The 12,181-nt window shown below is 78.4% G+C and carries 7 protein-coding genes; all 7 read right to left on the reverse strand.

What is annotated here, in order from left to right:
- Nucleotides 1-32: 32 nt before the first annotated feature.
- The gene (locus G446_RS0104040) at nucleotides 33-1,919 is read right to left on the reverse strand and encodes a BglG family transcription antiterminator (protein ID WP_026409178.1); all 1,887 of its coding nucleotides are present in this window, start codon (nucleotides 1,917-1,919) and stop codon (nucleotides 33-35) included.
- Nucleotides 1,920-1,974: 55 nt separating this feature from the next.
- Nucleotides 1,975-3,492: a glutamate-1-semialdehyde 2,1-aminomutase gene (gene hemL, locus G446_RS0104045; protein WP_084778968.1), complete on the reverse strand. Its 1,518-nt coding sequence runs from the start codon at nucleotides 3,490-3,492 to the stop codon at nucleotides 1,975-1,977.
- A gap of 1,612 nt (nucleotides 3,493-5,104) precedes the next feature.
- A complete protein-coding gene (gene hemB / locus G446_RS0104050) occupies nucleotides 5,105-6,256 on the reverse strand; it encodes a porphobilinogen synthase (protein WP_084778969.1) in 1,152 nt (383 codons plus the stop codon).
- Nucleotides 6,253-7,227 carry a uroporphyrinogen-III synthase gene (locus G446_RS20555; RefSeq protein WP_156916511.1) on the reverse strand — a complete coding sequence of 325 codons (975 nt, stop codon included), beginning with the start codon at nucleotides 7,225-7,227 and terminating at the stop codon, nucleotides 6,253-6,255. The genes hemB and G446_RS20555 overlap by 4 nt, the downstream gene beginning before the upstream one ends.
- Nucleotides 7,224-8,684, reverse strand: a complete 1,461-nt coding sequence (locus G446_RS15845; RefSeq protein ID WP_245574579.1) for a hydroxymethylbilane synthase — start codon at nucleotides 8,682-8,684, stop codon at nucleotides 7,224-7,226. The genes G446_RS20555 and G446_RS15845 overlap by 4 nt, the downstream gene beginning before the upstream one ends.
- Nucleotides 8,681-10,630 (reverse strand): protoporphyrinogen/coproporphyrinogen oxidase, encoded by a 1,950-nt coding sequence (locus tag G446_RS15850; protein ID WP_084778984.1) that lies wholly within the window; start codon nucleotides 10,628-10,630, stop codon nucleotides 8,681-8,683. The genes G446_RS15845 and G446_RS15850 overlap by 4 nt, the downstream gene beginning before the upstream one ends.
- A complete protein-coding gene (locus G446_RS15855) occupies nucleotides 10,627-11,994 on the reverse strand; it encodes a uroporphyrinogen decarboxylase (RefSeq protein WP_051285631.1) in 1,368 nt (455 codons plus the stop codon). Before G446_RS15855 ends, G446_RS15850 begins: the two co-directional genes overlap by 4 nt.
- Nucleotides 11,995-12,181: the final 187 nt, after the last annotated feature.

A 12,181-nucleotide genomic window follows, 5' to 3' on the forward strand; every position in this document is an offset into this window, starting at 1 on the left:
CGGACCGGGGACCGGCGTCGGCGCCGGGGCCCTCAGATCATGGTCTGGCGCCGCAGGGCCGCCATGAACCCGGCGTAGTGCATCCCGGCGCTCACCAGCGCGTCCACTCCGACCGGGTCCGACAGCACGCGGACGAGCTCGTCGAGCACGTCGCGGAAGACGGCGCGCTCCCGGGGGCCGACGGCGAGCGTGATGACCAGGTCGACGGCGGACGCCCCCCACGGGACGGGATGGGCCAGGACGAGGACGCACAGGGCGGTGCGCTCGGCGTCCATGTACAAGGAGTGCGGGATGGCGAAGCGCCCGCCGAAGGCGGTGGGGGAGCGGCGCTCCCGGTCCCGCACGTCGTCGAGGAAGGCGGGGCCCACCGCCCCGGCCGCGCGCAGGAGGCCGAAGGCCCGCTCCAGGACCCCGTCCCGTGTCAGCTCCTCCTCGACGTGTTCGAAGAGGCGCTCGTCGGTGAACGCGACCAGGGCGGACCAGACCCGGTGGCGCTGGGCCCGGCGCCTCTCGTCGAGCACGGTCCGGCGCACCAGGTCCAGGTCGTGGCCCGAGCACAGGGGGCTGATGCGCACCACGGGCACGGAGGGGTCGACGTCGAGATCGACGGCGCTGACGACGAGGTCGCTGGGACGGCGCGAGACCTCGGCGTCGATCTCGGTGACGAGCCGCTCGACCACAGCCTGCCCGTGCAGGCCCTGCGTCAGGCGGCGCACGGCGTCGTCGGCGATGGTGCCGAAGCGCGGCAGGACGAGGGTGATGGTCACGAGCTGCTCGGCGTCCATGAGCCTTTGGAACCGGGCCCCCAGGTGGAGCGCGAGGAAATCGACCTCGGGCCGGGGGATCTGAATGCCGAGCGACCCCTCCAGGCTCTGGGAGAAGTACAGGGCCAGCTCGTGGGCGAGGGGGTGGTTCATCTGGAATTCGGGGCCGAAGGGGCGGGCGACGTCATGACCGGAGCGGATCCTGGCCACCATGTGCTGAACGTGGACCGCCAGGCCGAGCATGGACTCCTCGCCGTCGTAGAGGCGGACGAGGAAGTGGTCGTCGAGTTGCAGGGCCCCCTCGCGCACGGCGCCGGCGACGCGGGGGTCGAGGGCGGCGGCGTCGAGCGCCTGATGGGTGCTCACCAGGAGGAAGGCGCTCACGAAGCCCGTCTCGGGCGCGGGCAGGCGGCGTCCGGACCACTCCTCCACGCCGCGCACGACGGCCTCGGCCGCCCGGAGGATGCGCGCCGGCGCGGCGGCGGGCTCCCCGTAGCTCGTGGGCAGGCCCTCGAGTGCGATGTACAGGTGCGTGCACAGGTCGAGGAGCACGTACTCGTTGAGGCTGATCGAGAGGGACTTCAGGACTCCGCGGACGACGCGCATGAGCTCGTGACGTCGGCGGCGGCGGGCGACGTGCGCCGCCAACTCCCCGTCCCGGTCGCCGGGGGCGAGCAGCACCTGCCGCATGAGCCTGCGCCGCTGCCGCTCGGGCCCCTCGACGGAGACGTTGTCGCGGGACCGGCTCAGCACCAGGTCGTAATCCCTCAGCAGCATCCGCACCCGGCCCAGATCGGCCTCGATCGTCGAGGGGCTCACGCAGAAGTCCTCGGCGAGGGCGAAGACGTCGTGCGGGCCGGATACGAGCAGGCGGCGGGTCAGCTCGTGGAGGCGCTCGTGCGGCGTAGCGCCCCGGTCGCGGCCGCGGGAGGCGAGCTCGCGCCGCTCCCGGAGGACGCGGCGGTCGAGCCGGTAACCCGCCGGGGTGGAGACGATGAGCTCGCGCTCCCCGGCCCCGTTGAGCTGGCGCACGTAGGAGCGGATGCTGCGGTCGGTCACGTGGAGCGCCGCGGCCAGCGCCCGCGCGGGCACCGGCCCCTCGGCGGTCTCGAGCTGGCGGATGAGGCGCTCGAGCCTGTCGCCCCTGGTTCCCATGCCCTGCGTCCTCCTTACTTACTTCCGCGCCCGCGCGGGATCGGCGCGCGTCCCGTCAGTCGTCGGGGCCGGTCCCGCGAGGGGGCCGGGCCGCCGCGGCCGCGCGGGCCGCCGACGGCGCCGCCGCCGCGATACGCTCCAGCTCGGCCCCGCCGTGGGCGGCCGAGACGAACCAGGCCTCGAAGACGCTGGGCGGCAGGGCCACGCCCGCCTCCAGGAAGGCGCGGAAGAAGGGGCCGAAGCGCCAGGCCTCCTGGGCGCGCGCCCCCTCGTAGTCGCGCACGCCGCGCTCGGCCGCCCCCGCCCCGAACACGACCGAGAACAGCGAGCCCGAGCGCTGCACCCGGTGCGCCACACCCTCGGCGTCCAGTGCCGCGCCCACGATCTCCCCGATCTCGCGGGCGCGGGCGGCGACGGTCGCGTAGACGGCGTCGTCGGCCAGCCCCAGCGTGGCGAGCCCGGCGGCCGTGGCCAGCGGATTGCCGCTCAGCGTCCCCGCCTGGTAGACGGGCCCGACCGGCGCCAGCAGCTCCATGACGTCGGCCCGCCCGCCCAGGGCCGCCAGCGGCATGCCGCCGCCCACCACCTTGCCGAAGGTCAGCAGGTCCGGCACCCAGGCCGCCCGCTCGCGCCAGTCCGCCCCCGGCCACGACGGTGATGCGGCCGCCGCGGCCCCGCCGTCGTCCAGCGCCGTCGACCAGCCGTCCAGGGCCTCCAGCCCCCAGAACCCGGCCGGGCCCACGCGGAAGCCGGTGAGGACCTCGTCGGCGATCATGAGGGCGCCGTGCGCCGCGCTCACCTCGCGGATCGTCGCGTTGAAGCCCGGCACGGGCGGCACGACGCCCATGTTCGCCGGCGCCGGTTCGGCGATGACCGCGGCGATGTCCCGCCCGCGGGCCTCGAAGCACCCGATCAGGGCGTCGGCGTCGTTGTAGGGCAGGACGATCGTCTGGGCGGCGACGGCGGCGGGCACTCCCGCCGACCCCGGCAGGCCGCCGGTGGCCACCCCGGACCCGGCCGCCGCCAGCAGGCCGTCGCTGTGACCGTGGTAGCACCCGGCGAACTTCACCACCAGGTCGCGGCCCGTCGCCCCGCGAGCCAGGCGGATCGCCGTCATGGTCGCCTCCGTGCCGGTGGACACGAAGCGCACCCGCTCGGCGGCGGGCACGCGGGCGCGCACCGCCTCGGCCAGCTCGGTCTCGGCGGCGGTGGGCGCCCCGAAGGACAGGCCGCGGCCCGCCGCCCGGCGCACGGCCTCGACGACGTCGGGGTGGGCGTGGCCGAGCAGGGCCGGCCCCCACGAGCCCACCAGGTCGACGTACTCGCGGCCCTCGACGTCCCTGACGCGGGCGCCGCGGGCGCCGGCGATGAAGACGGGGGCGCCGCCCACCGAGCCGAAGGCGCGCACGGGCGAGTCCACGCCGCCGGGGATGACGGCGCGGGCGGCGTCGAACAGGCCGGCGTTGGTGACGGGCGCGGCGGATGCGGGGGCGGCGGGGGAGGGGGCGGCGGGGTCGGTCCCGGGCGCGGCGGGGGAGGGGGCGGTCGGGCGCGCGGGGACGGGGCTCGTCATGGTTCCTCCGGTGAACGGTCGGGCGGGGCTGCCGGGGCGCTGGCCGACCGCCGTCGAGAAGGTGGGCGGGCGGCGCCCGGTGCGACTCTACGTCGCGATCGGTGCGATCGGCGCCGGGCCGGCGCCGGCGTCGGCGCCACCGCCCTGCGTGTCTTCGCCTGCGCGTCCCCGCCCCCCCGGGGGGAGTCTCTGGGACTCGCCATGGGCGGAGACGCCGCCCTTGCGCGTCCCCGCCCCCGGGGGAGTCGTTCTGGTGATGTCACCTGGGCTCGCATTGTGCGAGGTGGGCTCGCGCGGATCGAGCGCGGGCGGATTCCGTCGCGCTGGGCTCGCGCGGCGCGAGGCGGGGTGGACGGTGTCGCGCCGGGCTCGCATTGCGCAAGCCGGCCCCGGGTCCGCACCGGCTCCGGCCCCGGGATTCCGTTGAGCGGACCTGCAATTTACGCAAGCCGGTCCCGGTCTCGGCCGGCCTGGGCCCGGCCCGCGCCAGCCCGGGGTCGGTCCGGGAGTCGTCGTGGGCCCGGGCCCGGTCCCCGTCCCATCCCGCCCCGGCCGGGTTCGCGAGATCGCCGGGCGCCCCGCGAGATCATGCCCCTGGCAGACGTCCTCGCGGGCCGCCCGGCGATCTCGACGCCCGCCCTCGCGGGTCGAGTGATAATCCCGCGACCCGGGCGGAGCCCCCTCGACCGCCCCTGCGCCCACATGCGTCTCTCCGACGATCCCGCGACCCAGGCGGAGCCCCTGCCCCGGCGCGGCGGTGCGAACGAGGAGCGCGACGGGGACCGGTTCGCCGCCCCCGTCCGTGAGACCGACGCGGACGAGCGCACCGGCGCCGGCCCGAGGACCCGCACGGGCACGGCGACGAGTCGGACCGCGGCACCGCGTCCGGAACCACCGGCCCGAGGGCCGCGGGCGCGGCGACGAGGCGGGCGACAACTCCGCCTGGGGCAGCCTGGCCGAGGGCCGCGGGCACGGCGACGAGCCTCGCCCGGGCGAACCGCGATGCACAGGGGCGACGTCGGACCATCCACCGCCCCGTCCCGCTCTTCTGCTGCGCCCCTTTCGCTCTGCTACGCCCTTTCACCCTTCACTGTACGAGGAAAAGGGGCGTAGCAGAGCGAAAGGGGCGCAGCAGAGGGTGAAGGGGCGCAGCAGACGCCGTCCAGCGGAACCCGGGCCCGGCCGGCGGCCCTCGCCGGCGCGTCCGGGCCGGTGTCGATGATGGTCTTGAGGCGGTGGAGGCCTCCGGGGCCCGCTCCTATCCGGAGATGCGTCGGCGCGGCGGAAAAAGGTGGCCGGCGCGTATCTTTCGGGTGCGCGGCGGCTCCCACGCATCCGGGGAGTGGCGTTATTGCGCCATTTCGGGATGGGAGGGGCGCGGGATGGGGGGTGAAAGATATGCGCCGGCCACCTTTTTGGGTCGCCGGACCGTCCGCCTGCTGGTTCGCCCGCGCCTGTGGTGAGGCGGGTGATGCAGGTGGGGCGAACGGGGCAGGCGGGGTGGACGGAGTGAGCAGGATGGACGGGATGGGCAGGGGTGCCGGCGAGGTGAGCCTGGCCGCCCTCGAGTTCGCCCCCGGAGTCCGGGGCGGGCGGACGCGGCTCCCCGCGCTCACCGCCCGCCCAGGCCCTCGGCGAGTTCGCGCGCCCAGTAGGTGAGCACGCAGTCCGCCCCGGCGCGCACGATCCCCAGCACCGACTCGGCGATGACGCGCTCGCGGTCGATCCACCCGTTGGCGGCGGCGGCCTCGACCATCGCGTACTCGCCCGACACCTGGTAGGCGGCCACCGGCACCGGGCTGGCGGCGGCGACGTCGGCCAGCACGTCCAGGTACGGGCCGGCCGGCTTGACCATGACCATGTCCGCGCCCTGCTCGACGTCGAGCATCGCCTCGCGCAGCCCCTCGCGCCGGTTGGCCGGGTCCTGCTGGTAGGTGCGCCGGTCGCCGGTGAGGGTGGACCCCACGGCCTCGCGGAAGGGCCCGAAGTAGGCCGAGGCGTACTTCGCCGAGTAGGCCAGGATGGCGACGTCGTCGTGCCCGGTGGCGTCCAGGGCGGCGCGGATCGCGGCGACCTGCCCGTCCATCATGCCCGAGGGCGAGACCATGTGCGCCCCGGCCTCCGCCTGAGCCACGGCCATCGCCTGGTAGAGGGCGAGGGTGGGGTCGTTGTCGACCTCGCCGGCGCGCGGGCCGGGCCCGGGGCGCAGGAGGCCGCAGTGGCCGTGGGAGGTGAACTCGTCCAGGCAGGTGTCGGCGCACACGACGAGCGCGTCGCCGACCTCGGCCCGCACGGCCGCGACCGCCCGGTTGAGGATGCCGTCCTCGGCCCAGGCCCCCGAGCCGGTCTCGTCGCGGGTCGCGGGCACGCCGAACAGGTCGATGGCCCCCACGCCGGCTGCGGCGCAGGCGGCGGCCTCGCGGCGCACGGAGTCCAGCGTGTGCTGCCACTGGCCCGGCATGGCGCCGATGGGTCGGGGCTCGGCGATGTCCTCGCGGACGAAGACGGGGCGGATGAGCGCGGCGGGGGAGATCCGCGTCTGGGCGACCAGGCCGCGCATGGCGGGGGTGGTGCGCAGGCGGCGGGGGCGGATCGAGGGGGCCGACGGCGCCGGCACGCCCCGCTCGGCCAGGAAGCCGGCGGCGGGGGAGGCGCTGCCGGGCGCGGCGGGTGGTGTGGGTGCGGCGGGAGCGGCGGACGCGGTGCCGCCGCCGGGCGCGGCGGGGGAGGCGGTGTGCTCTGGGCGTTCTGGGTGCTCGGTCATGGTTCCTCGATGCGGTCGACGGGCGGGTGCGGGGGCGTCGCGCCCGTGCGCGAGCCCGGTTGAAGCGGGCGCAGACGGCGGCCGATCTCGGCGACGACGTCGGCTGGCCGCGGCGAGGGGGAGGCGGTGACGGCGTCGTCGGGGGCCAGGCCCGCGGCCAGCGCGGCCGCCCGGCTCGGCCCGCCCAGGGTGACGACGGCGGTGCCCGGCGGCGCGGGCCCCAGCAGCTCGACCACGGCGCGCGCCGTGGACCCGGCCGTGACGACGACGGCGTCCACCCCGCCGGCCCGCCACCGTCCGACCAATCCGGGCGGCAGGTCGGCGGCCCCGACCGTGCGGGTCGTGTAGGCGTCCACCCGCTCCACCCGCGCGCCCAGGCCCCGCAGGCCCTCGGCCAGCAGCGGGGCCGCCAGGGCCGACTGCGGCAGCAGCACCCGGGCGCCGGGGGCCACCCCCCGCCCGGCCAGCGCGTCCAGCAGCGAGCGCGCGCTCCCGCCCGCCACGAGCTCGGGGTCGCGTCCCAGTGCCGCCGCGAGCGCGCCCGCCGTCGCCGACCCCACCGCGGCCACCGCCGTCGAGGTCGGCGTTGCGCCGACGTCGAGCATTTCCACGGTGCGCGCGGAGGTGACGACCAGCCAGTCGTAGTCCCCGGCGGCCAGGCGGGCGGAGGCGCTCGCGAGCTCGGCCGCGTCGCCCGGGACGGCGCGGGTCAGGGCCGCGCGCACCGCCGCGGCCCCGGCGGTGCGCAGCGCCCGGGCGAGCGGGTCGGGCTCGCGCAGCCGCGGCACCAGGACGACCCGGCCCGACAGGGGCCGCCGGGCGGGTCCCTCATCCCTCGGGTGCGCGGACCGGTCGGAGCCGGAACCGGAACTGGAGCCAGAGTTGGAGTCGGAACCGGGGCCGGAGTTGGAGCCGGGGCCGGCCGTCTCCGCCTCGCGCCGGGACTCGGGCGCGGGATCCGCGGTGCTCATCGGCGTCCCCCGATGCTCCCACCCGCCCTGCCGGCGCGCAGGTCGGCGATCCCGGCGGCGCCCGCCTCCAGCAGCGAGCGCGCCGCCCGCGCCCCCAGCGCCTCCGCCTCCCGGGCGGGCCCGGTCTCCCGGACGACCAGCCGCCGCGCCCCGTCGGGGGACGCGACGAGCGCATCGAGGCGCAGCCGGGCCGCGCTCCCGTCCCCGCCGCCGTCGCCGCCACTGCCCCCGCCGTCGTCAGGGCGGGCGAGCGCCCCCACCGGGGCGGCGCAGCCGGCCCCCAGGTGCGCCATGAGCGAGCGCTCGGCGGTCACGGCGGTGCGGGTGGACGGGTCGTCCAGCGCCGCCAGCGCGACGGCGAGCCCGGGCAGCCGGGTCGCGACGTCCTCGCGGGTCTCGACGGCCAGCGCCCCCTGCGCCGGCGCGGGCACCATGACGGGCTCCGGATCCGCCCCGGCGCTCCGGGCGGGCCCTGGGTGGGCCGAGTGATCCGCGCACTGGGTGCGGTCCGGGCGGTCCGGGCGGTCCGCGGGCTCGCCTGGTCGGGCGCTCCGGGCGGGCCCGGCGGGCGCCGCGGCCAGGATCCGGCTCGCGTAGGCCTCCAGCCCGAGCCGGCGCAGCCCGGCCAGGGCGAGGACGACGGCGTCGAGGTCGGGCTCGCGCACCGCCCCCATGGGGCCGTCCGGGCTCACCACCGAGCCGACGACGCGCGCCAGGCGCGTGGGCACGTTGCCGCGGATCTCGACGATCTCCAGGTCGGGGCGGATGGACAGCAGCTGGGCGGCCCGGCGCGGCGAGCCCGTTCCCACCCGCGCCCCGGGCCGCAGTCCGGTCAACCCGCCCAGCCCGGTCGGGTCGTTCGAGCCGCCCAGTCCGGTCAGCCCGACTAGCCCGGCCGGACCGCCCAGCCCGGTCAGCTCGGGCGCCTCCGCCGGGCCGTCCAGCCCGGTCAACCCGGCCGGGACGGGCGCCTCCGCCGGCCCGGCCGGGTCGGCGGCCCCGGTCGAATGGTCGGCCCCGGCCCGCCCGGCGCCCGGCCCCCGATCGGCACGACCGCCGCTCCCGGCCCGGCCCGGCGGGCGCAGGCACAGGGCGTCGCGCGGATCCTCCCGCGCCGGCACCGCCGCGACGACCAGCCCGGGCGCGTCCGCCGTCGGCAGGTCCTTGAAGGAGTGGACCGCCAGGTCGCACTCGCCGTCGAGCAGCGCCGTGCGCAGCGCCGCCGCGAAGACCCCCGCACCGCCCAGGCGCGCCAGGGCGGTGGGGTCGACGTCGCCGCGGGTGCGCACCGTCACCAGCTCGATCCGCAGCCCCGTCCCGGTCCGCGCGGCCGCGGCCCGAAGATCGCGGGCCACCATCCGCGACTGGGCGAGGGCCAGCGCCGAGGCGCGCGTGCCGAGCCGGACGGTGGGGATCCCGGCGCCGGCGCCCGCGCCGGTACTCGTATTCGTGCTCATGCGCGCTCCCTCCCGTGCCCGGTCCCCGCGTTCTTCGCGTCCCCCGCGCCCTCGGCGCTCCCGGCGCCCGCCAGGCGTCCGGCCCGGGAGCGGGCGTGCTCGACGACGGCGGCGATGCCGGTCCCGGCGACCCAGGCGCCGGTGAGCGCCAGGCCCGGGAGGGACTCGACCCGCTCGACCAGGGCCGCGGCGCGCTCGCGGCGGTCGGCGTCGACCGGCGGCAGGGTCCCGTCCCAGCGCACGAGCATGTGGTCGATGACGTCGTCGGGGGCGATGCGCGCCCCGGTCAGCGCTTCGACGTCGGCCAGGGCGTCGTCGAGCGTCACCTCCGGGCGCGGCTCGCCGGGCCGGCCGTAGGACAGACGCAGGGCGTGGACGTCCTCGCCGTGGAGCGCGCGCAGCTCCCGCCCGATCCACGGCCACTTGACGCTGAGGTGGGACAGGGCCTTGGCGCGCACCGGCGCGGCCCTCCCCGCGGCGGGCGGGGCGACCAGCAGGCCCGAGCCCACCGGTGCGCCCGCCAGGCCCGGCGCGCGGGCCACGAGGATGAAGCGGGCGATCGGCGAGCCGACCGGCGCGTTCGGGTCCGCCTCCACGCCGGCGCCCGCCAGCAGGCGCGCGGCCGCCGGCGCCGAGCAGGCCAGGACGAGGCGGTCGGTGCGCACGCGCTCGGCGGGACCGACGGCGACCGGCTCGTCCGAGGGGGTGGGTCCGCGGCCGGTCGGGGTCAGGGTCAGCTCCCAGCGGGCGGCGGGCGCTCCGAAGTCGGCGGCGGGCGTCCCGGTCGGGCCCGCACCGCCGCCGCCCGGACCGCCCGGCCCGCCCGATCCGCCCGGACCGTCCGGACCGTCCGGCCCGCCCGATCCGCCCGGACCGTCCGGACCGTCCGGCCCGCCCGCTGGGTCCACCGGACGCAGGCTCTGTGCACCGGTGCGGGTGCGCACGCTCCCGCCGTCGGCCTCGACGGCGTTCCGCAGCGCGTCGGTGAGCCGGACCAGCCCGCCCCGGGTGGTCACGTCCACGCTCCGCCCGCCCGAGCGGGCCCGACGGCGGCGGAGCAGCTCGCCGACGGCGGCCTGCAGACTCCCCAGCCGCGCCGTCGCCTCCCGCAGTCCCGGCGCCACCGTGTCCGCCGCGAGCGCGCGGGGGTCGGCGGCGTGGATCCCGGCGACGATGGGCCGCACGAGCCGGTCGAGGACCGCCGGTCCCATGCGGGCGGTGACGAAGGAGGCGAGGTCCGCCGCCTCGTCGGGGCCCGTGCCCGTCCGGCCGGGCAGGTCGGCGTCGGCGGCCGCCCGCCGCGCGCCCGCCTGGCCGAGGACCTCCGCGACGTCGGGGGCGGTCGGGTCGGCGGGGATGCCGAGGAAGGAGTCGCGGGGGAAGCGGTGCAGGCGCCAGGGGCCGCCGGAGCCGCCGGGGGCGCCGGGGACGCCGGGGACGCCGGCAATGCGGTCGGAGGCGTGGCCGCCGAGGGCGTCCGCCGGGCTCCCGCCCCCACCGCCCGGCCCTTCGCCGTCCGGCAGCGGCGGCAGGAGGAGGCGCGCCCCGCCGCCGCTCGGCCCCACGATCTCCAGCCCGAGGGCCTCGGCCGCCTCGGATACGGCCCGCCCGCGCAGGACGAAGCCCTCGGCGCCCAGGTCCATGCGGACCCCGGCGATGCGGGCGCCGGCGACGAGGCCCCCGGTGTAGCCGCGGGCCTCGACCAGCAGCGGCCGCAGCCCGGCGCGGGTCAGCTCCCAGGCCGCCGCGAGCCCCGCGATGCCGCCGCCGACGACGACCGCATCCCAGACGGCGGGCGGCGGCGCCGCCCCCGTCGCCGGTACCGCCGCCGGTTCCGCCGCAGGCCTCGTCGCCGGTACCGCTGCTGGCGCTGGCGCCGTCGTCCCCGCCCCGCCCGCGGGCCCCCGGGCGCGCCGGGCGGCCCCGGTTCCGTCCGGGGCGCTCATGCGTCCGGCTCCCAGGGCTCGGCGGCCGTCCGCGCCCACGACGTCGAGCCGTGCACCCTGGCCACGACGCCGGTCAGAACCGCCGGGTCGGCGCCCGGCGGGACCCCGTGGCCGAGGTTGACCACGTGCGCGGGGGCCGCGCGCCCGGCGGCCAGGCAGGTCTCGACGGCGCGCTCCAGCGGCGCGGCGCCCGCACCCAGCAGGGCCGGGTCGATATTGCCCTGCACCGGGCACGGCCCGCCCGCGGAGTCGGCCAGGGCCTCGATCGCTTCGGCCAGGTCGGTGCGCTCGTCCACGCCCACGGCCCGGGCCCCGGCGTCGTGCATGGGGACCAGGATCCGGGCGGTGCCGGTGCCGAAGTGGATGAGGGGGGCGGGCCGCCCCGTCGTCGGGCTGACCGCCCGCCGCGCCCGCTCGATCGCCAGCGCCGAGTAGGGGGCGACGCGCGCCCGGTAGTCGGCCGGGGACAGGGACCCGGCCCAGGAGTCGAACAGCTGGACGGCGCTGGCCCCGGCCTCGACCTGGGTGGCGATGAAGTCGCCGGTCAGGTGCGCGCACCAGGTCATGAGCCGGTCCCAGGCGGCGGGGTCGGCGTGCATGAGGGTGCGGGCGGCGAGGTGGTCGCGGCTGGGACGGCCCTCGACGAGGTAGGCGGCCAGCGTGAAGGGCGCCCCGCCGAAGCCGATGAGCGGCGTCCACCCGGCCCGCCCCGCCGAGTGCGCCAGTCCGGCCAGCTCCCGTCCGCTCAGCTCCCGGCCCAGGGGGCTGCGGGCCGACGGCGCCGCGCCGGCCCCCTCGGCGCTCCCGCCCGCGCCCGGGCCGGGGACCCCGCTCGGGCCGGCCGTCCCGCTCGCGCTGACTGTTCCGCTCGCGCCAGCCGCCCCGCCCGGGTCGGGGGCGGTCGGGGAGCCGAGCTCGGTGACGGCCAGGGCCACGGCCCGACCGATCGCCCCCGCCCCCGCCGCGCCGTCGGGCCCCTCGCCGTAGCGGCGGGCGGTCAGTTCGGCGACCTGCGCGGCGTCGCGCACGGGCGGGGTGATGACGGGGCCGACCCCGGGCTCGATGCGGACCCCGACTCCGGCCAGGCGCAGCGGCACCATGATGTCGGAGAAGAGGATGGCGGCGTCGACGCCGTGGCGGCGCACCGGCTGGAGGGTGATCTCGGCGGCCTGCTCGGGGCGCAGGCAGATATCGAGCATGGGGGCGCCCTCGCGGCGGCGCAGCGCCCGGTACTCGGGCAGGGAGCGCCCGGCCTGGCGCATGAACCACACGGGCGTGCGGTCGGGGCGCTCGCCGTCCAGGGCGCGCAGCAGCGCCGGGGCGGGCCGGGCCAGCCGGGGGGAATTGTGCGCACCCGTCCTCACGGAATAATCCCCGCCCCTGCGGAAAATGACGTCGCGTGACGTTCCCGCGCGGATTCGCGGGGTTCGGTTCGGGCCTGGTCCACGGTCGGCTGCATTCCTGTTCTGAGTTGAAACGGCGCGGATGCCGGGGCGCGGCGATAAAACGTCCGGATATGGATTATGACGCGGCGTCTCAACGCGGTCGCCT

Source organism: Actinomyces dentalis DSM 19115, from assembly GCF_000429225.1.
GTDB classification, from domain to species: Bacteria; Actinomycetota; Actinomycetes; order Actinomycetales; family Actinomycetaceae; genus Actinomyces; species Actinomyces dentalis.

Excerpts from the sequence above, each read along its gene's own strand:
- G446_RS0104040 (WP_026409178.1), bottom strand. The coding sequence starts at position 1,919 with ATGGGAACCAGGGGCGACAGGCTCGAGCGCCTCATCCGCCAGCTCGAG.
- hemL (WP_084778968.1), bottom strand. The coding sequence starts at position 3,492 with ATGACGAGCCCCGTCCCCGCGCGCCCGACCGCCCCCTCCCCCGCCGCG.
- hemB (WP_084778969.1), bottom strand. The coding sequence starts at position 6,256 with ATGACCGAGCACCCAGAACGCCCAGAGCACACCGCCTCCCCCGCCGCG.
- G446_RS20555 (WP_156916511.1), bottom strand. The coding sequence starts at position 7,227 with ATGAGCACCGCGGATCCCGCGCCCGAGTCCCGGCGCGAGGCGGAGACG.
- G446_RS15845 (WP_245574579.1), bottom strand. The coding sequence starts at position 8,684 with ATGAGCACGAATACGAGTACCGGCGCGGGCGCCGGCGCCGGGATCCCC.
- G446_RS15850 (WP_084778984.1), bottom strand. The coding sequence starts at position 10,630 with ATGAGCGCCCCGGACGGAACCGGGGCCGCCCGGCGCGCCCGGGGGCCC.